We start from the raw sequence: 22,802 nt of genomic DNA, 5'->3' as shown, positions 1-22,802 counted from the left end.
CGGTCGAGTAATACAATAATATCATTATAGGTCAACTAATTGAAATAATAGCCAACTAAAAAAATCAGAAGGAAAATAAAAAGGATTTTTCTCATGTGATGACCCCATTCCTCACATGAGATTCTTTTGTAAGATTATGTGGCTTTTCATGAGTTCTCGTTTGTAAACCATCCCTTTGTGTGCAGGCAGAATTTTACCAGCAGAAGCATCACCGGCACTTCGATAAGCACACCGACTACTGTGGCCAGTGCAGCCCCCGAGGAAATGCCGAAAAGCATGGTGGCGGTTGCAATCGCTACTTCGAAGTGGTTGGATGCGCCTATCATGGCTGAAGGAGCAGCATCCTCATAGGTGAGTTTCAGCATTTTTGCCATTATGTATCCCAGCAAAAAGATAAGACAGGTCTGCAGGAACAAGGGCACTGCAATATAGAATATGGTCAGCGGTTGTGCGAGTATTGTTTCTCCTTTGAAGCTGAACAACAGTATAAGGGTGACTAGCAATGCGATTATGGTTACTGGTGTCAGAAGGTGTAGGAAATTGTTGTTAAACCATTCCTCTCCCTTTGTCCTGAATATCAGTTTGCGTGATAGGTATCCGGCTGCGAGGGGCAGTGCAACATAAATTCCCACAGACAGGGCAAGGGCTTCCCATGGCATTGGTAGGTTACCTACACCGAGAAGGAAACCACCGAGCGGACCATAGAGGAGAAGCATTACAAGGGAGTTGATGGCAACCATTACAAGCGTGTGACAGTCGTTTCCTTTTGCAAGATATCCCCATACCAGCACCATTGCGGTACAGGGAGCAATTCCCAGCAGGATAGTGCCTGCAAGGTAGCTTCTCCAGAGGGGCACTTCGAGCATCTTTATGCCTTCAACAAGCACAACCGTACCTTCACCGTAGGTTGCACCAACCGGCAGATCAAGTCCCAGTGGCATCTTGACAAGATCGACTGCATCTGGGCCGATGAAATTGAGGAATACAGTGCCAAGGAAAAATATTGAGATGGCATACATTGTGAAAGGCTTGATTGCCCAGTTAATAAACAGAGTGAGGCAAACCGGTTTTAGGTTTTGTCCTGCCTTGATGACTTCCCCGAAATCAATCTTTACCATGATGGGATACATCATGAAAAAAAGACAGATTGCAATGGGGATCGAGACTATCGGAGCACCGTTTGAATAAATTGCGATACTGTCGAGGTATATTGCCAGTCCGGGTGCGATTTTACCAAGCAGTATGCCTGCAATTATACACAGAAATACCCATAATGTGAGATATTTTTCGAAAAAACCAAGCCCCTTTGGTCCCACAGGAGGGCAGCTTTCTTCTTTCATAGTTACATTTCTCCAAACTCTTTTTCAATCTCAAACAAAGGTGTTTCAATAATTACTGAAATGTAATTATCCTATAAGAGAGTTATGTTCAACAAAATTGAAATACTTCACAGTTGTAACCAGCAATAAAACAACTGATAATACAGGATGGTCAAAACCTACTCTCCTGCGATAGATTTATAAAAAATACTGCTATTTAGACCTTAATAGCGACGTGCGAGAGTAGCCAAGTGGTCAACGGCGATGGACTCAAGATCCATTCTTGTAGAAGTTCGTGGGTTCGAATCCCCCCTCTCGCACCATTTTCATCATTTCTTAAGAAAGGTCTAATCTGCTGGAGTTACCAGTGTGCCGACTGAAACTTTTGTTCAAGTTGTTGATAGCAAAATAATATATCTTGCAATCTTGCTTGTCACTATTTTTCTTTTTTTGTTATTTCTTAAAAGACGAAAACAAGTTTGATGCTATATAGTGCTCTAAGAATTGCTATGATTTTTGCAAAATGATGGGGGAGATAATAGAAATGTTTGCAACAAACGAGTGAATAAATAATCTGGATGCTTTTATGATGATAAATGTAACTGAAACGACAATGTTTGTTGTGCCAATGGCAATGAAGTTATTTGCTTGACTATACTTTTGATTTTGATAGTTAATTGCTGTTATACCCGAAAAAGTAGGTAGAAATATAGCGAATATTCTGAAATTTTATGCTTTAAAAGTACTTACCTCACGCGACAAAGATATTTCTACAATTAGTCTATCTATGGATATTATGGATATAGAAAATTTATTTGAAAGAACACAATCACCTTTAGATGATTTTGTAAATAATCACTTATCTATCCTATAATATTAAGCATAAAGAAATGGAGGATATGGATATGCAAAGAGATGATGTAATTGTGACCTATACTCAATCAGACTCCAATGAAATGATTTATTTGGCAGTTTTATTTTTTGCCGTATTAATTTTATTTTTCTGGTATCATAAAAGAAAACAAAAACAGAGTTAATCTGTATCTTAATAAGATCTATCAGATAATTACTTAGCAGAAGAGCTATGAAAAAATAAAAGGGGATTGTTATCGAAAATCCCCTCGGGCAATTTTAGGCAACACCAACTGCTTCTAGAGGAGTAACTGTTACAGCACTTACATACTGTGGAGGTATTAGGGGCAGCAATGCATGGTGAAATCCTTTGGTGAAATAAAATCCCGGATTAACGGTTCTTTCTTTGCTTACATCAACACTAGAAGCAAAAACAGCGAGCTTGTATTTCGAATCCATTGGTGAACTTGCTCCATTCAGCCATAAATATGAGAAAACATCGATTTCAGGAAGTTTGGTGGCCGTAGATGGATAAACAACTCTTGTTCTAGATCGGAATTTGACTTCTGAAGTAGACAAAGCATCGATCCATGAAGTATACTGCATTTCGTAGTATTGACCACGAGACTGTTCCTTTGGTTGAAGGCTTGTAGTTATCCTTTCATCCTCTGGCCAAGTCATTGGAGTTTTATAGAATCTTGATAATGTCTCTTCGGGAAGAACATCCAACGCTTCAGGGAAGATGGCTTCCAGAAATTCTCCTTTAGTTATGTCTGTACCATAAACTTCCTTCAAAGTCTGTTCTTTGCTTTCATCCATTGTGAAGGTGTATGATATTTCTTTTAGGGCACTAATCGGTACAACTTTTGCAGATACATTTGCAGGCATTGGCTCATTTTTGTTGTTCACGTGTACATCTGATGTTTGTTTCAGTTCTACGCCCATACCCAACTCTTCGAGCTCATATATGATGTCATCCACCTGATTAATGCATACTAAAGCATCCTCAAAAGATGAATCTCCATCTGTCACTACCTGATTTTGCTTTTCCACTGCGGCATGCAATTTGGCTTCCAGAATTTCTATTTCTTTCAGATTTTCCGGGGCTATGTCTTCGTTTGCCAAAGCTGCTGATGTAAGCAGGCAGATTAGCAAACAAGAAAACAAAATTATTTTTGTCTGTTTCACTAGTTCACCTCTTTGAATATTTATGCAAATTATGCAGAGTAAAATAACAATAAATATTGAAATATAATCTTTTACTCTTTATAATTTATAATGTGATCTGGGCGTACTGACATATAACATTTACGACACAATAGTTCATAAAATTCTCAAAGTAATAAACTTGAAAGTATCTGGCTCTAATTAATCATGCTCTTCCACGAAACTTCATCAACATAGCTAAATAAGTATGAACCATCTTTATAGCTGGTATAATTTCGAAAACCTAGTCGTCACTAAGGATGTGATCACTTCTGTCAGAAATCGTCTCTTATAAAGATGTCATCGATGGTGTCAAGTATGCCATCAAACGCTCACAAACTGTTCTTCCGGATGACGTACTCCGTGCGCTTGAAAACGCTGAGAAAAACGAATCTTCTGATGTGGCTAAACCCCATCTTCAGGCCATCCTGAAAAACGTATCCATCGCAAAAGAAAAAGGCATTCCAATGTGTCAGGATACGGGAATTTTCATTTTTTATGTTGAAATCGGAAGAAATATTTCATTATCATTTAATCTGGAAGAAGCCCTCAGGGAAGCACTCCGGCAGGCCACAGTTGAAATTCCGCTTCGTCCAAATGCTGTTCATCCTATCACTCGACACAACAGCAAAGACAACACAGGGGATGGTATTCCTGACATCAAGTACTTTTTCATTGATGAAGATGAGTTAAGGATCACCGTTGTTCCAAAAGGTGCTGGTTCTGAGAATATGAGTGTTCTTAAGATGATGAATCCTGCAGAAACGGGTTCAATTGACAACTTTGTTGTTGAAACAGTTTTCAATGCAGGTGGGAAACCATGCCCTCCTATTATTGTTGGTGTTGGTATTGGTGGCTCATTTGACAAATCTGCAATTCTTGCAAAAACGTCCCTTCTTCGCAAAGTACAAGATATGAACGAAGAAGAACTCACTCTTCTTGGAAAAATCAATTCACTGGGTATAGGTCCAATGGGCATGGGAGGAAATACAACTGCATTGGCAGTTCATATCAGTAAAGCACATTGCCACACTGCATCCCTGCCGGTTGCAATCAACATTCAGTGCTGGGCTAACCGCCATTCTACAGTTGTTTTCAGGAGGGATTCTCTATGGAATATTATCTGAAAACCCCCCTTTACAAAGATGATATCACCGATCTGAAATGTGGAGACGTTGTTTATCTCTCTGGGACAATTTTGACAGCTCGCGATGAAGCACATGCACGAATTCTTGAATTCAACAAAAAAGGTAAGAAGCTCCCTTTCTCCCTTGATGGAGCTATTATATACCATTGTGGTCCTCTTGTGAAGCAAATCGGGGATGAATGGGAAGTTGTAGCGGCGGGTCCTACCACAAGTGCCCGGATGATTTCAATGACGCCTTCTTTGTTGGATTTGTATGATGTCCATGTTCTCATCGGAAAGGGTGGAATGGAGGGACTATCATCTTCTTTTAAAGACAGGTGTATCTATCTTGCTTATACAGGTGGATGTGCCGCTCTTGCAGTTAGGAACATTAAGAAAGTACAAGCATTCCACTGGCCAGATCTGGGTATGGCGGAAGGGGTCTGGGAACTGGAAGTAGAATATTTTGGTCCACTCATTGTGGGAATGGACGCAAAAGGTAATGATCTATTTTCTGCTATAAAAGAAAAGGCAAAAAGGCTGCTTTGATTTCCATTTAAATTAAAAATGTAAATGCAGCCCATGCTACCAGTGTCAGTATAATTGAGTGCCTAAGCCCTGTTGAGATTTGTCCTTCTCCCATTTGTCCTGCTACAAGACCTGCTACAAATCCCTGGATTACGGATGCATGGAAAAGAAGTCTTTTGAAATTCTCGGGATCAAAAGCACCTATAAAGCGGCTGCCGACACCTGCTGCAGCTGCAGCCTGCCCGGCTTCGGCCATCGGAGGAATGAATTTTGATGATAGCATCAGAACGACAAAAATAAAGACTAAGAATGACATATAAATAATTACTATGTAAACCATCATATTGGAGATTCTTTCTCTCTGGAGTGTTTTTATTTCGTTCGCCTCCCTTGCTGCTGCTTCCAGAACAAATGTAATTCTTCCTCCAGCGCTGTCTGCCTCCTTAATCAAGGCCACAGTTCTTGATATGAGAGGTGTGTTCATTCTTTCTGCAAATTTGTCAAGCGTAGTCTCAAACGAAATACCCCATGATAGAGAAGCATCCATTCTCTGTATTTCTTCTGTAAGGGCACCATATTCTCCGCGTGTAACAGTATTTACGGCTGCCGGGAGGGTTAGGCCGGCCCTACTCATTTCAGCAAGATCACGAAGAAAATTAGGCAAAGATTCCTCAATTCTATCAATCCTCTTCCGTTTTCTGCTGAATGTAATTGCTGGTGGTGTTATTAAAATTAAAGCTGTAAAGATGACTACGTCGTCAATGAGTATAGTACCTTTTGTAGCATGGAATCCAATTATGAAGAATAATAATGCAGCGGGTGTGCTAAAGATAAATGCATATTCAGGATACTGGTAAAACGAATCCCTTGGACTTCGCAAGAACTGTCTGAGTTTGACGAACTTTTTTGATTCTTCAAGCCTTCCTTCAATATGCAGGTCTCCCATTTCCAGCAATTCTTCTTCTGTAAGCTGGTCAAGATTAATACCATCATTCTTTTTTTTATCAAAGACCTTCATATTATTCCTCCGGAGTCAGGCTGCTTACGACGATCAAAAACATTATGCTGCCAATTGGTACAATTGCGTAGATGAGCAGATACAAAAAAATGGTTTGTGTCCCACCCATAATTGACATTATGGAAATCACGATTATCAGAAACAATGGTCCTGCTACAAAGGCGGTAACGTAAGTTTCTCCCAGTAAACTCAGTGTTTCCAGGAATTCTCTTTGACGCTGTCTGTTTTCTACAATGTATTGCTCAGTTTTAATCTTAAAATAAGGCTCAAGTTCACCACCAGAGGTCACAACTGTAATACCCCCCTGCAAAAACTCCTGCAACATCGGTGATGGAGTTGTTTTGGCAAGGTTTTTCATTGCTGTAACCAGATCTTTTCCCAGAATTTCTATATCCCTTATAAGATAGCGTACCTCAGTTGATACTTCTCCATATATTGTATTCTTTGCAAGGGAGCGGAAAACTTCCACAGGAAGTACGCCTGCCCCTGACATTGCAGTCATGTAGTTAATTGCATAGGGAAGAACTTGTTCTATCTTTCGTCTTCTATTAGATGCCATGATTGCAGGATATGCAATAAATAAATTATAGATGGCATTCATGCTCAAAACTATTAAAATAAGGCTTCCAAAAATCTGTATTATTAATGCCTTGTAAGGAACGAGTCCACCCATCCATGCAGGTATCATAAGCCTGCTACCAGGTAAATTTGGAACTCCAAAAATTGTTAGTATTAGATTAAACAGGAGTACTATCAGAATTGTACTCAATATTGCGGTCAACAGGGCTCCTGAGAGGTACATCTCGTATCCTATATTCATTCTGTTTTTCAGGAGATTCATCCTGAGGTTGTAGTACTTTTCTTTTCTCTGCTTGAAATAACTTCCAAACAGTGAATAGGCAAAAACGAAATAGCTGTTGGTCATATAAGATCCTGTTCCACAAGTTTCATTATGGTATCCGGTTCTCTCTTATATGCAACTACAATCTTGGAAAAATCCTTGAAGTTGCTTATACCTTTTCTTCTTGCCCATTCAATAACTTGCTGGCGCTGTTGTAGCTCCAGTTTGATCTTGCTTTCATCCCAACCGCGGTTTTCCATCATACTCTCGATAACGTAAGATCTTCCTGAGTATTGGAAAGAATCATTGGTAGCATTCCATACAAATACTTCATTCGTAAGCAGTTCTCCTGTACGTGGATCTACCCCCACGATTTCACTTATGGAGATGCTACGCCTAAGACGCTCGGATCCTACCTTTACCAGTGCCTGAATGGATACAATATCCAAAGCCTGAATCATTATTCTCGGAACATTGATAGGTGGATTTTTCAGCCTGTGAACAATTGATTGAACCGAATCAGCATGTATTGTAGAAAAAGTGGTGTGACCTGTAGACATTGCCTGGAAAAGTACATATGCTTCTGCACCACGAACTTCTCCTACGATTATGTATTCCGGACGTTGTCTTAGTGAAGCTCTTAGTAGTTCATACATTTCAATAGAGCCCTTCGATTCGCCACTGAAAGTCTCCCTTGTAACACCGGGAATCCAGTTGGGATGTGCGATATTCAGTTCACGAGTATCTTCAATGGATACAATTTTCATCTCAGGCTGTATAAACATGGAAACTGCATTCATTGCAGTAGTTTTACCTGATGCAGTTCCACCTGAGAAAATTATACTTTTTCTTGATTCCACAGCAAGCCATAGATATGCCATCATAGAAGCAGAGAATGTGTGGAAATCCACCAGTTCAGCAGGTGTAATTGGGTTCTCATTGAAACGCCGGATAGTAAATGTACTTCCCCTTGTGGTAATTTCCCTGCCCAGAGTAAGTTGTATCCTTGAACCATCCGGCATTGTCGCATCAAGAAGCGGGTTTGCAATAGAGATATGCTTTCCACAAATCTGTGCCATCCTGATTACAAATGAGTCTACTTCCTCGTCAGTGTCAAATTGAACATTTGAAGTAATTGATTCGTATTTTCGGTGATAAATATAAACAGGCGTGTTTGGACCATCACATGATATATCTTCAATATCAGGATCACGCATCATTACGTCTATCTTACCGTAATTAAGGAAGTCCCTGATTAAATAGTAGCTTATCTTTTCACGAACAAGTGCTGAAGTCTCGATAGAATAGTCTCTCAGAAACTGTTTAAATTCTTCTCTGAGAAGTGTTTCGGCATTAGTTCGATTGGTTTCGCTGAGATTGATATCAATGGATTCTACAAGACGTTCTTTGATGCTTTCCAACAGTTCTTTTTCATTTGTGCTTAGTATCGGTTCAAGAACTGTGTACATGTATTCGTGAAGATCTGCATCATACGTTATTCGCACGTAGGAGTATGGCGGATTAATCGGGTAAAGTTCAATTTCTTTTTTTGCAGAAGCAAAAGAGAACGAAAGATCTACAAGAGGTCCATCTTTTGTTATATCATAATCTTCAAAGTTGAGTTTGCCGGCAGTAAGCAACCTGCCAATCTTTTTGTAGAACGCTTCTTTCCGGATTTCAGAAACATTCGGTTTAATATGCTTTGCTTTCTCTTGATTAATTTCCCGGATTGCATCTTCCCAGATATTTTCGATTTCCTTGGGAACCTGTCCTAACCGAGCGACAGTTATATTCTCAGAAAGCTCAGTAGTTTTCTCCAAAGCTTCCGCAGGAATTTCTTCGTCACTAATTCCTCTGAAACTCTCATCATTTTCCAGATTGTCAAGTGCTCTTTCAAGCAAGTAGTAAGATTCACTTTCTTCAGATATAATCTTCTTTTTGACTTCTTCTTCCTTAACTTCGTCAAGAATTGCTGAAGATTGCACTTTTTCTTGGAACTGCTTTTCTTCATCTGATGACTGACCCATTTAAAACACCATTCTCCTTATCCAAAAATCGCTTTTATCCTACCAAAAAATCCCACTTTTTCGACAACAGATTTTGCAGGCTGAAGCTTATAATCGGGAACCTCAATTCCAGCCATCATCGCTGCTGTGCGTTTAAGAGTAAATGCTGCTTTAGAATTTGGATATTTCAATATAACAGGAGTTTGCAGGGATAATGCTTTTGCAATCACAGGATCATTTGGAATTTCAGATAATATCTTAACTCCTAAAGTATTCTGTATCTTGGACTTTAGGTTGTTCTCAAGGTTTCCATTAATCCTGTTTACTATAACTCCTTCAATGTTTTTCCCATAGCTTTTTGCTACATTTGCAGACTTTAATGTGTCTACTATTGATGTCACATCATCGTTGACCACAAGAATAATTTTGCCTGCAACCTGAAACGGAACAAGTACATTTTTGTTCAGACCGGATGCCGTATCGATAATAATGTGGTCATAATCATTTTTTATCGTTTCTATGGAACATTTTAGCCTTTCTATGTTTGAGTTCTGGTATGATTTCAATGAAAGGCTGCATGGAAGTACTTTCAGCCCGGAGGGACCATCGTAGATTGCATCATTTATTTCAGCTGTTCCTTTTAGTACATCATATAAGTTAGTAGATATTGGATCTATCTGTACAAACATGCCTACATTTGGCATGCCAAGATCTGCGTCTATTAAAAGCGTTTTTTCTCCAAATCCTGCAAGGGCAGTTGCAATGTTAACTGAAAGTGTAGTTTTTCCTGTACCACCTTTTCCAGAAGCTATAACAAATATGCTGCCCACTATATTACCCCCTAATAGATTAAAAAGCTGAATATATATTATCTATCTTTTTTTTCTTATACTTAAGATTTCGGTATTAGGCCGCACATAATGATCATTATAATCAATTGTATACAATTTTTGCTGAAGTGCTTAAATAAATTTATTACTCGATAGCAAACTCAGTAATTCGCTAATTTATTCTACAAAATAATTCTTCTTACATTATCTAAAACACTTTTTGATAATCTAATTTTATAACCTTCTCCGCATCCATTCCTCAACCAATGAACAAATACATCAAATCTGAAATCATCCTCTTCTATCTTTTTTAGCACATATTCCGTAATACATTTAATTTATCTATGAAGCAAAAATGCATCGACTCTTCCGCGCAAATATATGAGAACTTCTCCATGGTAAGAAAGCTGTAGTTATGGAGATTATAAGATATTCAAAATGCAACATGCTCAAAGAGATAATTGAAAAAGTCGCCATTGCAAAAGAATTTGATTGGACAAATCACCGTTCCGAAATTTCCAACTGTAGCTTTTCCAATCGCTGCTATACTCGAAATTGCATTCTTTTATACAACGCCGCAGGGATGGGATGAGTAATCTCTGCAACCCCTCTTTTTTATTTCCCAGAGCTAATGCTCACTTAAAACTATTTATTCTTTAACCACAAACTATTATATTATTCTTTTAGAGGTAGAACAAAATGGATGTCAAAGAAATTCTTCAGAAATTAGCTAATGCCCACGGCATATCCGGTCATGAACAGAATGTTCGACAGATAATGGAAAAAGAAATTAAACCATACGTTGATGAAATTAGAACCGACAAAATGGGCAATTTGATTGCTACCAAACATGGAAAGGGGCCATCTATCATGCTGGCCGCACACATGGATGAAATTGGCCTTATGGTAAAATACATCGATGACAAAGGTTTCCTCAGATTCGTTAAAATCGGAGGATGGTTTGACCAGACATTGCACAGCCAGAGGGTTATTGTCCATGCAGAAAACGGCCCTCTTCACGGCGTAATCGGATCAAAACCCCCACATGTCATGAAAGAGGAAGATCGCAAGAATCCTGTCAAAGCCGAAGACATGTTTATTGACATCGGTGCAAAGAACAAGGAAGAAGCAGAAAAGCTGGGTGTCAAAATTGGAACTCCGATCTCACTAGACAGGGATTTTGTACCCCTTCTTAATGGACTGTACACGTGCAAGGCATTTGATAACCGTGCAGGCGTAGCACTGTTAATTGAAACTATGCGGCAGATTTCGGAAATGAAAGTCGATGCTACTATCTATGCAGTTGGTACCGTACAAGAAGAAGTCGGCTTAAAAGGTGCCCGTACCTCTGCATTTGGTATTGATCCTGATGTTGCCATTGCTACAGATGTTACAATACCCGGCGATCATCCGGGAATTGAAAAGAAAGACTCTGCACTTGAAATTGGAAAGGGTCCGGTTATCACAGTTGTGGATGCCGGAGGAAGAGGTCTTATGGCAGATCAGAATGTAGTACGATGGCTAAGTGAAACCGCAGAGGAAAACGAGATTCCTTACCAGCTTGATGTAGGAGACGGTGGAACTACCGATGCAACAGCTATTCACCTGACAAAAGAAGGAATACCATCAAGCACAATCAGTGTTCCTGTACGTTACATCCACTCCCCGGTAGAAGTTATATCGATTGAGGACTTGAAAGCTTGTGCAACTCTTATTGCAAAAGCTGCTGTAAATGTGAGCAAATATTTTTAAGTTGATCAGGGGACTATCTTCCCCCCCTCATCTACCCAATATTTAGTGATAATTTAGACTGACTAGAATCCTTCGGTTTTGTAGAAATTCTCACCCAAACAAATGACAGTCTTGAAAAGTTCATGCTTTCATTTATATTTAGCAGATAGTTTAATCATCAAATTCATGTAGCATTTTCGATATATTTAAATTATCTATCTCTCACGTTGCTTCCCTGTGGAACAATTGCTATTGATCCAGGTATCTCTTGGCAGTTCGTATATGTTTTTGGGATCATCTGCTTTGTCCATCACACAATATTTTGATCTAGTGTTGCAATGGCAATATCTTTGCATGCTTTGCATTATGAACAGGTTTTTCAGATTTTTGAATCTGGAATAAAACACCACCTATAAGTGAAACATTGATATTCAGGAAAAGACCCAATCACTGCAGACAACTACTTGTTTAGCATTGGAACCCCAAGCCATTATACCAACACGATATCGTTGCCCAGCCGGTACCTTCAGATTGGTTACCGTATACATTATTTCATCATCTGCTTCAATCTCCGGAATAATATCACTCCATACATGGTCCCAAACGTAACCTTCCTCGGTTGATTCAAGGTAAGTATATATTCTCACGTCTTCAGCGGTCGCTGAGCCAACATTCGTGATCACAATATCAAGGTCAACATAGCTATACAATGCTGTCTTCTTCTCAGTGCCTTCAAATTCGATCTGTAACTGGGGAGATCCATAACCGATAGGGATTATCGTTGCCTCAACGTTTCGATAGCGAGAAGGAATCACACCCACATCCCACCCAGAATTGGTGGTTTCAAGATAGAAATATTTGATTCCATTATATTCGTAATAGCTTCCTAAGAGACTGTCATCTCCCTGAACTCCTACTGCCATGTGATCAGGTAATACTATCAGTGCAACTCCATATCCCATTTCATGCAGAAGTGATGTCAAGAGAATTGATGTATCCTCACAGTCCCCTCCCCCGTGATACAATGTCTCGAATGGGAATCTTGGATATTCATCATATCCTGCAGAAGCACTATCACTTACATACGGAAGAGACTGTACAAAAGCCGTTACAATATATGGGATTTCATCTTCTCCGTAACCAGCTTCTGAAGCCAGGTATTCTATTTGTGTGATTATCTGTGAGATAAGTTCATCATCATATGGGTCATTTGCGAACTGATCATAATCCCTTATCCTGCTTCTCTCGGAATAGAATTTGTAATCTTCTTTATAGAATTTGATCTGTATCCAGAACTCAGTATTATCATATTCCCATTCATAGTTACGTGTGATAAATTCATCACTTAATGATAATGCAACCTTAGTTTCAGATTCGATTTCAACGGTTGTGGTTTCCAGATAGATCTCCGGCTTTATTTCATAGACTAGGTCAATAGAAAAACTGCTGTCATATATCTTGTCCAGTTTGATGGAATACACTACATTTTTTCCATCCGGATCCTTTACGTCATATATCTGGCCCGTGGATAGCGTCTTTCTGGAATACTCTATTCCATCTTTCCTGAAGGAGAATGTTGTGAAGTCTTCTTTTCGATCAATCTCCAGGACTTTCAATGAATAACCGTTTTGAAGGTCAAGTATGGCGGTTTTCTTGAGCGTTACATTATGTAGTTGGTCTGCACTTTGCAGGTCCAAGTCTTCAACATAGTTATCTTCAATATCAGCTAATTCGCTCTCTACAGGGGACGTGTTCTGGTATTCTGTTAGGCAACCCAGACATGAGCAAATGATAACAAGAAATAGAAGCAGGTATGTCTATCTTTTGATAACCACAGAAATGAGTTTCACTGCTGAAATATAATAACATTGTGGTTAACTTTAGTTGCTAAATGACCTACTTTTTAGAACAATTGTGGTATTATCCCTAAGGGCAGGAAAAGTGCCATTACAGGATTTTGATAATGGTTCCACAATTCATTTATTTCAGTCATGCAAGGCTTGCACGTTTTTATGCTTTAAGCTAACAAGGATCTGATAAAATCCTACAGTAACTGAATTTAATTGAATAAAAGAGAAAGTTGGCTTTGGATGCACAGGAGCAAAACCTGTCATCCAATATTCTCAGAAATCTTTCAGGAAACCTTTTTTCTGAAGCCAGGTAACTTCAGGTGGCCTGTATTTCCATATAATATCAGCCTTTGAATCCTGGATTTCCCACGGCACAATCAGCACTACGTCACCTTCCCTGATTCTCATTCTTCTCTTAGAACCGGGAATGCGACCCATACGGGTTACCCCGTCCATGCATCTCAGATTTACCCGTTTTCCTCCATAGAGCGCTGTTACTGTTGCAATGATTTCATTTTTGCGCTTGTTGGGTGTACGAACTTTGGTAGTTTGTTGCTCCGGGTTATCTTGCTGAGCATTTTTCTTTTTATTAAAACTTCTGTTATTCAGGTTTATACCTCATTTTACATTATTAAGCTAAAATTCATGTAATCCAAAACCCAATAGGTCTATCGGAATTACATAAACATAATTGGATATCGTTTTTTGATGATTATATGATCTTTAGTCACTGTCAATAAAAAGGTGTTCAACGTATTTAAATTAAATCGGATCTCCTCAAAGTTGAGAGGGTATTTTGATACTTGTTATCTCAATTCAATTGATATGGAAGATCAAGATCTAAGTCAACTTACATTAGAACTCTCATCTCCTTACCATGCAAATGCTGTTAATACTTATTTTTCATCTGTTTTCTGACAGGAAAAAAGAGTTTGTGACTTTGTAACCAAGAGAATGGTTAAACCTGTGAAACCTATATATGCAAACACCGTATAATCCACTCCAGAAACCTAAGAGACAGCAGGCATTATCATGACACTGATGGACGAGGCAAGAAAGGGAAATATCACTCCAACAATCAGAAAGGTAGCTGAAAACGAACACATCGACCCGGATACTCTGAGGAAGTATGTTGCAAAGGGGCTTGTAACAATTCCACAAAACGTTAAGAGGGAAACCAGACCGATGGGTATCGGGAAGTGCATGACTGTCAAGATTAATGCAAATGTCGGAACATCCAGAGATTTTATAGATGTAGATGACGAAATCAAGAAAGCAATAACAGCGGTCAAATATGGTGCTGACACCATAATGGATCTTTCCACCGGAGGAGATCTTAACGACATCCGCAAACGCATCATGGATGCTGTGGATGTACCTTTTGGAACTGTGCCCATTTACCAGGCAGCTTCATCAAAAAAAACTGTTGTGGATATGAGCTCCGATGATATGTTTAATACTGTCCGCAAACATGCAGAAAGTGGAGTCGATTTTGTGACCATACATGCGGGAGTAAATCAGAATGCACTTCAAAGGCTGCGAAAAGGTGACCGTATTATGAATGTTGTGAGTAGAGGAGGCTCATTTACAATTGCGTGGATGATCCACAATAATCAGGAGAACCCTTTCTATGCAGAATTCGATTATCTCATTGAGCTTGCAAAGGAATATGACCTTACATTAAGCCTTGGTGACGGGATGCGCCCTGGATGTGTACACGATGCTTCTGATAATGCAAAATTTATGGAATTTATCACACTGGGAGAACTTGTAAAACAGTCTCGTGAAGCAGGCGTCCAGACATTTGTTGAGGGTCCCGGGCACGTAGCTGCCGATGAGATCCAGCTCAGTGTCACAAGCATGAAAAAACTTTGTCACAATGCACCCCTTTATCTGCTAGGCCCTCTAGTAACTGATATTGCCCCCGGATATGATCATATAACCGGTGCAATCGGAGGTACTATTGCTGGAATGTGTGGAGCTGATTTTTTGTGCATGACAACCCCCGCAGAGCACCTTGCGCTTCCAACCTGTGAAGATGTGAAAGAGGGTGCAATTGTCACAAAAATTGCAGCTCATGCCGCAGATCTAACACGTGAAGGACAACGTGAGAGAGCAAGAGCTACAGACAAAGAGATGGCACAGGCAAGAAATGCTCTTAACTGGGAAAAGCAGTTCGAGCTTGCTATCGATAAAGAAAAACCACGCAAAACTCGTGAAAACAGAAAAACCGGCAGTGATGCATGTTCGATGTGCGGAGAACTCTGTGCTTTAAAAATTGTTCAGCAGGCACTAAGCGAAGAGAAATGACATTCTCTTATATCCGATATTTTTCTCAAGAATCACAATCAAAGCTATATACTGTATAAGTTAGGAATATTTATCAGTTGACAAAAACAGTTTACCCTGCAAAAAGATTGTTGAAAACGAGAGTTGCATGTGGGAATTAGTTGTTTTTTAAAGAGCAATGGCAAAATTATACTTTATGGGATTGTAAACTTCCAAAAGAAATGAAACATATTTCTTAACCAAGTTGCATTGAAACGACTTGTATTCCTTTTGATCAAGTTTCCACTTGGAATCTTTAAGTACTGCCATTTAGACAGTATTCCGATTTTTTAAAATTTTTGCATCTATATATTTTAATTTGTACCAGACATTGTAAGGATTTCTAATTATATACATGGTTTATACATAGATCGATAAACAAATACGTAATATCAGAAAGTTGCTAACTCCGAAAGTCTTATTCGTATCTTAGTGCAGCCATGGGTTCCATCATGGATGCCTTCCAGGCAGGATAAAGGCCGCCAATCAGGCTAGTTGCAATTCCAAATACAACTCCTGCGCATATATAGAGAATTGTAGTCAGAGAAAAGAAATAGGATATGTCGTTTGTTATTAGGTAAATAAGTCCCAGACTCCCACCAACCGTCAGGATTCCACCTGCTGCACTTGCAATTATTCCAAGGAACAATGCCTCATACAAAAACATTTTCAGAACATCATTTCTGGATGCACCTACAGCTTTCATAATCCCAATTTCACGAGTTCTTTCCATTGTAGACATGAGCATTACATTAAGAATGCTAACACCCGCAACCAAAAGAGAAATAGATCCAATACCCATAAGGAAAAGTGATATTGATCTGAAAGCCGTGTCAATTTCTTCATTTATTATGTTTGTAGCAAAGATTTCCACGGTTTTTTCTTTCCTGTTCAAAGACTCATCAATGTCATCTTTAACAACATCCACCTGATTGATATCTTCAACAATAACTACAACCTGATCAAAGTCATCCCCTTCTTCAGGATAGAGTTTTTCGTACATGTCAAAAGATGTGAAGATGCTCCCATCAGCACTTATGTCAAATCCCATTCCCTGCTCCTTGAGAATACCAACTACACGAAGCCTTGAACCGTCAACTTCAACTTTGCTTCCTGTTTTTAATTTGAGTTCAGAAGCAACACGATGGCCAACCACACATTCCGTAGATCCGGATTTGAAAAATCTCCCATCCTCAAGATCTATGAGATGCGAAAGTTTGTCTGCGTCTATACCATACGCAATTCCATAGTATACTTCATCTCGCAGCTCTATGGCTTCACCCGTTATCCTGAAAGGAATTATCTGCTCTATTCCGTGAATACGTTCTATCTTTCCTACTTGCCTCTCGGTTATGGAATCCTCTCCTGCTGCTGGATATATTATCAGGCGATCCCCGATATCCCCGAATGAATCTTCAACAGACAGTTTGAGGGTATTTCCAAGCACACCCATGGAAGAAATAGCCATTACACCAATGATAATGCCAATTGCTGCAAGAATAGTCCTCACTTTCTGGCGTTTAAGGTTGCGTTCTGCAAGCTGGGTGTACATATTGTTGCGAAAACTCTCAATCACCTTCATTCACTACCTCCCCATCCTGCAAACGTATGGTATTGTGAGAATATTCGCTAATTTGAGGATCATGGGTAACCACTATCAAGGTCTTACCCTGTTTGTTCAGGCTGCTTAGTAACTCCATTACACCTTTCCCGGTTTTGGAATCCAGATTCCCGGTAGGTTCATCGGCAAGTATAATAGGAGGATCATTGGCAAGCGCCCGTGCTATTGCAACTCTTTGCTGCTGACCACCTGAAAGTTCGTTGGGTTTATGGGTTGCATATTCGGGATCCAAGCTTGCATCTTCAAGAAGCTTAAGTGCTTTTTTCTGTCGCTGCTTCGGGGGTATGCGGTTGAAAATCATCGGAATTTCAACATTTTCCAGTGCCGTAAGTGTCGGAATAAGGTTAAATTGCTGGAAAATAAATCCGATATTATTCCTGCGTATGTAAGTCAGTTCATCATCATTTACTTTCTGTATATCCACTCCGTTAATGCGAACAATACCACTGGTGGGCTTATCAAGACAACCAATCATATTCAGAAGAGTTGATTTCCCCGAACCAGATGAACCCATAATTGTTGTGAAATCTCCCTGTTTTATCGAAAAGGATACACCATTTAGTGCATGAACCGAAGTTTTGCCCATCTGGTAGACTCTGGTAACATCCTGAACCTCAACTATCCTGTTCATCGTTCACATCCTGAGAATCCTGCTCTTTTGAGCCCTTCCATGAGCGATAGATTACAAAGCCTACAACTGTCAAGGATAGCAGGATGATAGTCCACACATATACAGGCATACCGCTTTCAGAAGTTGAAGATGAAAGTTGGTTAAAATTCAATGGAAATGATTCCAGAGAACTTGCATAGGCGTTATCCGCATCCCTGAACTCTATCAATACCGGCACTTCGGTAACATCCTCTCCTGTGATTGACGCGGATAATTCAAAGCCACTGAAATCATCAGCTTCCAACGTCCCTATAAAATAGCTGCCTGAAGGCTGTACAGGCTCAATTCCATCAGTTGGATAAATTGATAGTATAACATTATTGGCGGATGTTGCGCCAAAGTTATTCAGATCCCCTGTGAAAACATAATTGTTTCCAAATCGTGATATCTCCAAATTTGTAAATATGAGCGATGATCTTTCCACAATTTCAAGGCTGGTTTTCTCATTACATGTATGCAGATTATCCCCGTTGTAATAGAGTACTTTAAAGGAAATGTCCTTTATCCCTTCTGAGGATTGCAGGGTATTAAGAGTAAAGCTAACAGTAGAGCTGTTTCCACCTTTAAGATTGCCTACAAAGTATTCAGATGGTGTGAATACGACGTCGTCGCCCTGTGGTATCACTATGACACCTGTCACTGCTCCGGATAGAGGATTTACCACATCAACAGAGACTGTGGAGATTTCATTGATAGCAATTGAAGGAAAATCAGCGACAATTAAGTTCACTTTCCGCGAATCAACCTTCACGGGAATTTTGTAATTCAGATCCTGCATATCGCTTCCGCCCACAATTTCAAGATTTAGATAGTGGGTTCCTGAAGAAGCATTTTCTGAAGCAGTTATATCAAAAGTAAATGAAATAGAGTCACCGGGCCCCAAAAGACCAACGTCTGTGAATTTTGGCCCTTCAGACCTTACTTCGTCCTCACCTTTGAGAGTAGCACTGGCAACGTAGGCATTCATGTCAAAAGTTTCGTCATCTTCCTCGACATACACTTCCCCGGTTGCCATATTGCTCAGTTCGAAAGTAACTGTTCCGCTGTCACCTGGAAGCAGGACAACTGGATCAACTGTATAAGTTACAGAAACCGTCGGGCGGATTTCAGTATCTGCACTTGCAGGGGCTACTATAAGGCAGAACATCACAAAAAAGGGAAGAAGAATAATCCTTTTCATCAGATGACACCTACCTGCAAAACAGAGTAGATCAGGTACAATGCCACCGGTGCTCCCACTGTAATTACAGCATTTTTAGTGGAAAGGGAACGGGCATGTTTAATGCCGAAAATCCAGATGTTTGCACTCCACAGCATGAAAATCATTCCAACAACAGAAACTGCCTGAAGAACCGGATCTGCTGCAACAATTTCAGCGTAAGCAGCACTGTCTTCAATATTAATATTTTGCAAATTTCCTATCAGACTCTGCATCCCCACGATTCCGACTATGGAGCTAAAAATCGTGGGGATGTACCCATATCCAACAACTTCAAGGGATCGCTTGAAAGATCCTTTGCCACCCAAAAGAGCGGATATACCATGAAAAATAGCAGTGTAAATCAGCCACATTATAAAAACTGTTACAAAAGCACCTATCGCGCCTCCGATTGCAGCCACTGAAGCAAAGGAAGCAGCTTCCGGGATATTGATAAAAACTGCATTTGTCATTATGTAGCCACTTACCCCTGAAATAAGAGCTACAATGAATACTATTAAAGATGGAATTTTCAAATCTATCGATTCTTGCATTTTTTCACTGAAAAATGCATTTGGATTAGTAAGTACACCGAAAATATCAGCCATATATTTGCCCCAGCACTCTTACCATGTAACAAGAGTTAAAAGTTTATAGATATTATGATCAATTTCAAAGATATCTTCCATCCATCTATCTATCTATATCTATCTATTTATCTATCCAGTATAGTGGAGGAGGGTAATTTCACATTATAAGTTGAATCAACATTAATAGGTTTGCTCCCAAGCTGTTAAAACAGGGAGATTTCTAATTGGACAATAAAATAAAGATGGAAAAATACATAATATTCCTGATCTAATACATTCTTCTAATCCTCATGTACTAGAGAATTTATGTGATCACAGACATAGCTCACATGACAACATTATTGCATTCTGTGTATACATTAAAACAGTAAATTTTGGACAACTTACTTATATTCAATCAGAACAAGCAAGTCAAAAAATCCACATAGGTTCTATTATCCGTGATCTAATACACTTTCCAAAATCCAAACACACTTATATGGTGGTAAATAACAGATCATATATGAACAACCGGATGTTCTACAATCCCTTCAGTATCATATTCATCCTGATACTTACGGTTCTCTTGACATTCATAGTTACATTCCTTTTTATGGGGCTTATTAGTACTGCTTTTACGAGAATTGGATTCTCATGGTATCATGCACTTATACTCTTGCTTTTATCCTTAATCGGAAGCAGTATTAACATCCCGGTTGCAACAATCAAATCCACAATACCAGTCGTCAGAGACAAATATGTACGTGTTTTTGGGATCACATACAACGTACCATTCCGGTGGAACTTTCATTCTAATACAATTTTGGCGGTCAATGTTGGGGGAGCTGTGATACCAACTATTGTCTCAATATATGTTATAACAACATTTTCTGAATCACTTTATCCCTGTATCGCTGCAACAGCTTTTGTTGCCATAATTACAAAAATAGTTGCAAGACCAGTGCAAGGTATCGGAATAGTCACACCTACCCTTATACCTCCAATAACTGCAGCCTTAAGTGCCATTATGAGTATTGAAATGCTTCAGATGTCACCTGATCTTCTCTTTAATGTTGCTTACACAAGCGGTACACTTGGAACTCTTATAGGAGCAGATATTCTGAATATTGGGAAAATAAAAGACATTGGAGCACCAGTTGCAAGCATTGGCGGAGCAGGCACTTTCGATGGGGTTTTTCTATCGGGAGTCATAGCAGTGTTGCTTGTATGAAAAGTTTGGTTTTATCCAAATATTGGACTGCACTGAATTCTTTAAATGGAATAAACCTGTTTCATGAATCCTTCTTATCCTTTTTTCAATATCTAGCAATCCCTTGAAAACTACATTGAAGCTTTCATATCTTAATCATCTTCCCATCTTCAACCAATCTTTCAATACTGGTTCATTTGACAGTTCTCTTCATCTACACCCTGTAATTAAAAAAAGAAAATACCATTGATGATCTTGCGGTCATCAGCTCTTATCCTATCAATTGAAAGTTTTCTAAATTCCATTCAGTACCCCTCAAACTATAATTAGGAGAAGTACTATTTATATTTTTGAAACACACTCAAGAATATCAAATATACTAAATTTGAAGCATTATTTTCCATGAATCTGATGGATGACCAAGTCAGCGAAATCTTAATTAAAAAGTAACCTTTTCATTACTCGTATACCTAAATTGTATATTTACCATTCAAGATAAGCGACTGATAACCGTGAAACTCTATAGCACCAATCTCAAAGCAGATGAAGTAAATTTCAAAACTGCACTTATTAAGGGTCTTGCACCTGACAAAGGGCTTTACCTTCCAAAAGAACTGCCTCATTTCTCGGAAGAAGAGCTTAACTCCATGAAAAATGAAACGTACCCTGAAATCGCATTCAGAGTTCTTTCAAGGATTCTTGAGGGTGAAATCGATGAAGATTCACTACGGGAAATAACCCATGACGTATACAACTATGATGTACCACTGGAAAAGGTAGATGACATAACCTATATCATGAGGCTTGATCAAGGTCCCACCGCTTCGTTTAAGGATTTTGCTGCTCGCATGATGGCACGACTCATGCAGTATTATCTCAAGCAGGAAGATAAGAGCATGGTAATTCTCACTGCAACATCCGGTGACACAGGTAGTGCGGTTGCTCATGCTTTCTACGGTCTTGATAACATAAAGGTCATTGTTCTGTTCCCAAAAGATGAAGTATCTGATCGCCAAAGAAAACAGATGACAACCCTTGACAGAAACGTTTCCGCACTTGCCATGGATGGTAAATTCGATGATTGCCAGGCACTTGTCAAGCAAGCTTTTGCAGATGATGAACTCAAACATCTGAATCTTTCATCTGCAAACTCCATTAACATAGGTCGTCTCATTCCACAGACTGTCTACTATTTCTATGCATATGTAAAACTGATGAAGTATCCTGAAGAGATTATTTTCTCAATTCCTTCCGGGAATTTCGGCAATATGATGGGATGTGTGCTCGCAAAAAACATGGGAGTTCCCATAAAAAAGATCCTTGCTTCTGTTAATGAAAATGATGAAGTACCCATTTTCCTTAAAACCGGGAAATACACAAAAATAGAGCCTTCAAGGAACTGTTTGTCCAATGCGATGAACGTGGGACATCCAAGTAACCTTGCAAGGTTGATAGCGGTTTACGGTGGAGTGATGGATGAAAAAGGTAACGTGATTAAACTTCCCGACATGGAGAAGCTTAATAACGATATATTATCCGTGTCCGTAACCGACGGGGAAACAAAAGCTACTATCAAGAAGTTCTTCGAGGATTACAACATCTGCATCGAACCACATGGGGCTGTAGGGATTAAAGGACTGATGGATTACAGGGAAAAAACCGGAGATAATACCCTCGCAGTAACACTTGAAACCGCACATCCTGCTAAATTCCCTGCTGAAGTTATTACTGCAACAGGAGTTGATCCTGAACCACCTCAGAGCCTGAAAGATGTTGAGGCAAAAGAAGAATTTATGGAACAACTCAACGCGGATTATGCTACTTTTAAGAAATACCTAAAGGAAAAACTTGAATAAGTTTTTCTTTTATTTCTTTTTAGTCGGTGTTTTGTCTGATTGC

18 protein-coding genes and 1 tRNA gene are annotated in these 22,802 nt (G+C 39.3%); 7 read left to right on the top strand and 12 right to left on the bottom strand.

Features of this window, described 5'->3' with window-relative positions; genetic code table 11:
* Positions 1 to 146 precede the first annotated feature (146 nt).
* Positions 147 to 1,340 carry an ACR3 family arsenite efflux transporter gene (arsB, locus tag PWQ49_RS03175; protein WP_300607711.1) on the bottom strand — a complete coding sequence of 398 codons (1,194 nt, stop codon included), beginning with the start codon at positions 1,338 to 1,340 and terminating at the stop codon, positions 147 to 149.
* A gap of 216 nt (positions 1,341 to 1,556) precedes the next feature.
* Here arsB and PWQ49_RS03170 point away from each other — a divergent pair.
* Positions 1,557 to 1,642, top strand: a tRNA-Leu gene (locus tag PWQ49_RS03170).
* 808 nt (positions 1,643 to 2,450) lie between these two features.
* Here the strand turns inward: PWQ49_RS03170 and PWQ49_RS03165 are convergent.
* Positions 2,451 to 3,359 carry a hypothetical protein gene (locus PWQ49_RS03165; RefSeq protein WP_300607709.1) on the bottom strand — a complete coding sequence of 303 codons (909 nt, stop codon included), beginning with the start codon at positions 3,357 to 3,359 and terminating at the stop codon, positions 2,451 to 2,453.
* Between the two features lie 290 nt (positions 3,360 to 3,649).
* On the opposite strand from PWQ49_RS03165, the gene PWQ49_RS03160 reads away from it, so the two are divergent.
* Positions 3,650 to 4,504, top strand: a complete 855-nt coding sequence (locus tag PWQ49_RS03160; protein ID WP_300607941.1) for a fumarate hydratase — start codon at positions 3,650 to 3,652, stop codon at positions 4,502 to 4,504.
* Positions 4,489 to 5,052 (top strand): FumA C-terminus/TtdB family hydratase beta subunit, encoded by a 564-nt coding sequence (locus tag PWQ49_RS03155; RefSeq protein WP_300607706.1) that lies wholly within the window; start codon positions 4,489 to 4,491, stop codon positions 5,050 to 5,052. Before PWQ49_RS03160 ends, PWQ49_RS03155 begins: the two co-directional genes overlap by 16 nt.
* 7 nt (positions 5,053 to 5,059) lie before the next feature.
* On the opposite strand, the gene PWQ49_RS03150 is transcribed toward PWQ49_RS03155, so the two are convergent.
* From PWQ49_RS03150 to minD, 4 genes are read right to left on the bottom strand one after another with little or no spacing between them, the layout of a single operon-like run.
* Complete coding sequence (locus PWQ49_RS03150; protein WP_300607703.1) at positions 5,060 to 6,049, bottom strand: type II secretion system F family protein; 990 nt, start codon at positions 6,047 to 6,049, stop codon at positions 5,060 to 5,062.
* A 1-nt stretch (position 6,050) separates the two neighbouring features.
* A complete protein-coding gene (locus PWQ49_RS03145; RefSeq protein ID WP_300607701.1) occupies positions 6,051 to 6,974 on the bottom strand; it encodes a type II secretion system F family protein in 924 nt (307 codons plus the stop codon).
* Positions 6,971 to 8,917, bottom strand: a complete 1,947-nt coding sequence (locus PWQ49_RS03140) for a type II/IV secretion system ATPase subunit (protein ID WP_300607699.1) — start codon at positions 8,915 to 8,917, stop codon at positions 6,971 to 6,973. The genes PWQ49_RS03145 and PWQ49_RS03140 overlap by 4 nt, the downstream gene beginning before the upstream one ends.
* Before the next feature lie 17 nt (positions 8,918 to 8,934).
* Positions 8,935 to 9,726, bottom strand: coding sequence for a cell division ATPase MinD (gene minD, locus PWQ49_RS03135; RefSeq protein ID WP_300607696.1), 792 nt, complete (start codon positions 9,724 to 9,726; stop codon positions 8,935 to 8,937).
* Positions 9,727 to 10,425: 699 nt separating this feature from the next.
* Here minD and PWQ49_RS03130 point away from each other — a divergent pair.
* Entirely contained in the window at positions 10,426 to 11,478 is a 1,053-nt protein-coding gene (locus PWQ49_RS03130) for a M42 family metallopeptidase (protein ID WP_300607693.1), read from the top strand.
* A 410-nt stretch (positions 11,479 to 11,888) separates the two neighbouring features.
* Here the strand turns inward: PWQ49_RS03130 and PWQ49_RS03125 are convergent, their stop codons facing one another.
* The gene (locus tag PWQ49_RS03125) at positions 11,889 to 13,154 is read right to left on the bottom strand and encodes a hypothetical protein (RefSeq protein ID WP_300607691.1); all 1,266 of its coding nucleotides are present in this window, start codon (positions 13,152 to 13,154) and stop codon (positions 11,889 to 11,891) included.
* Between the two features lie 426 nt (positions 13,155 to 13,580).
* Positions 13,581 to 13,916: a translation initiation factor eIF-1A gene (eif1A, locus tag PWQ49_RS03120; protein ID WP_300607938.1), complete on the bottom strand. Its 336-nt coding sequence runs from the start codon at positions 13,914 to 13,916 to the stop codon at positions 13,581 to 13,583.
* A 423-nt stretch (positions 13,917 to 14,339) separates the two neighbouring features.
* On the opposite strand from eif1A, the gene thiC reads away from it, so the two are divergent.
* On the top strand, positions 14,340 to 15,617 hold the full coding sequence (thiC, locus tag PWQ49_RS03115) for a phosphomethylpyrimidine synthase (protein WP_300607688.1): 1,278 nt from the start codon (positions 14,340 to 14,342) through the stop codon (positions 15,615 to 15,617).
* Between the two features lie 436 nt (positions 15,618 to 16,053).
* On the opposite strand, the gene PWQ49_RS03110 is transcribed toward thiC, so the two are convergent.
* The 4 genes from PWQ49_RS03110 to PWQ49_RS03095 are packed head-to-tail and all read right to left on the bottom strand — an operon-like array spanning position 16,054 to position 19,732.
* Positions 16,054 to 17,217 carry an ABC transporter permease gene (locus PWQ49_RS03110; RefSeq protein ID WP_300607686.1) on the bottom strand — a complete coding sequence of 388 codons (1,164 nt, stop codon included), beginning with the start codon at positions 17,215 to 17,217 and terminating at the stop codon, positions 16,054 to 16,056.
* Positions 17,204 to 17,887, bottom strand: a complete 684-nt coding sequence (locus PWQ49_RS03105; RefSeq protein WP_300607683.1) for an ABC transporter ATP-binding protein — start codon at positions 17,885 to 17,887, stop codon at positions 17,204 to 17,206. Before PWQ49_RS03105 ends, PWQ49_RS03110 begins: the two co-directional genes overlap by 14 nt.
* Positions 17,871 to 19,106, bottom strand: a complete 1,236-nt coding sequence (locus tag PWQ49_RS03100) for a hypothetical protein (RefSeq protein ID WP_300607681.1) — start codon at positions 19,104 to 19,106, stop codon at positions 17,871 to 17,873. Before PWQ49_RS03100 ends, PWQ49_RS03105 begins: the two co-directional genes overlap by 17 nt.
* Positions 19,106 to 19,732, bottom strand: coding sequence for a YIP1 family protein (locus PWQ49_RS03095; protein ID WP_300607676.1), 627 nt, complete (start codon positions 19,730 to 19,732; stop codon positions 19,106 to 19,108). The genes PWQ49_RS03100 and PWQ49_RS03095 overlap by 1 nt, the downstream gene beginning before the upstream one ends.
* Before the next feature lie 484 nt (positions 19,733 to 20,216).
* On the opposite strand from PWQ49_RS03095, the gene PWQ49_RS03090 reads away from it, so the two are divergent.
* Together PWQ49_RS03090 and thrC are read left to right on the top strand one after the other, a co-directional pair.
* A complete protein-coding gene (locus tag PWQ49_RS03090) occupies positions 20,217 to 20,924 on the top strand; it encodes a DUF1614 domain-containing protein (RefSeq protein WP_300607674.1) in 708 nt (235 codons plus the stop codon).
* A gap of 491 nt (positions 20,925 to 21,415) precedes the next feature.
* Positions 21,416 to 22,759 carry a threonine synthase gene (gene thrC / locus PWQ49_RS03085; RefSeq protein WP_300607671.1) on the top strand — a complete coding sequence of 448 codons (1,344 nt, stop codon included), beginning with the start codon at positions 21,416 to 21,418 and terminating at the stop codon, positions 22,757 to 22,759.
* Positions 22,760 to 22,802: the final 43 nt, after the last annotated feature.

Source organism: Methanohalophilus sp., assembly GCF_030156785.1.
GTDB lineage: Archaea > Halobacteriota > Methanosarcinia > Methanosarcinales > Methanosarcinaceae > Methanohalophilus.
This window is presented reverse-complemented; position numbering and strand designations above follow the sequence as displayed.

Excerpts from the sequence above, each read along its gene's own strand:
- arsB (WP_300607711.1), bottom strand. The coding sequence starts at position 1,340 with ATGAAAGAAGAAAGCTGCCCTCCTGTGGGACCAAAGGGGCTTGGTTTT.
- PWQ49_RS03155 (WP_300607706.1), top strand. The coding sequence starts at position 4,489 with ATGGAATATTATCTGAAAACCCCCCTTTACAAAGATGATATCACCGAT.
- PWQ49_RS03150 (WP_300607703.1), bottom strand. The coding sequence starts at position 6,049 with ATGAAGGTCTTTGATAAAAAAAAGAATGATGGTATTAATCTTGACCAG.
- PWQ49_RS03145 (WP_300607701.1), bottom strand. The coding sequence starts at position 6,974 with ATGACCAACAGCTATTTCGTTTTTGCCTATTCACTGTTTGGAAGTTAT.
- PWQ49_RS03140 (WP_300607699.1), bottom strand. The coding sequence starts at position 8,917 with ATGGGTCAGTCATCAGATGAAGAAAAGCAGTTCCAAGAAAAAGTGCAA.
- PWQ49_RS03130 (WP_300607693.1), top strand. The coding sequence starts at position 10,426 with ATGGATGTCAAAGAAATTCTTCAGAAATTAGCTAATGCCCACGGCATA.
- thiC (WP_300607688.1), top strand. The coding sequence starts at position 14,340 with ATGACACTGATGGACGAGGCAAGAAAGGGAAATATCACTCCAACAATC.
- PWQ49_RS03110 (WP_300607686.1), bottom strand. The coding sequence starts at position 17,217 with ATGAAGGTGATTGAGAGTTTTCGCAACAATATGTACACCCAGCTTGCA.
- PWQ49_RS03105 (WP_300607683.1), bottom strand. The coding sequence starts at position 17,887 with ATGAACAGGATAGTTGAGGTTCAGGATGTTACCAGAGTCTACCAGATG.
- PWQ49_RS03100 (WP_300607681.1), bottom strand. The coding sequence starts at position 19,106 with ATGAAAAGGATTATTCTTCTTCCCTTTTTTGTGATGTTCTGCCTTATA.
- PWQ49_RS03095 (WP_300607676.1), bottom strand. The coding sequence starts at position 19,732 with ATGGCTGATATTTTCGGTGTACTTACTAATCCAAATGCATTTTTCAGT.
- PWQ49_RS03090 (WP_300607674.1), top strand. The coding sequence starts at position 20,217 with ATGAACAACCGGATGTTCTACAATCCCTTCAGTATCATATTCATCCTG.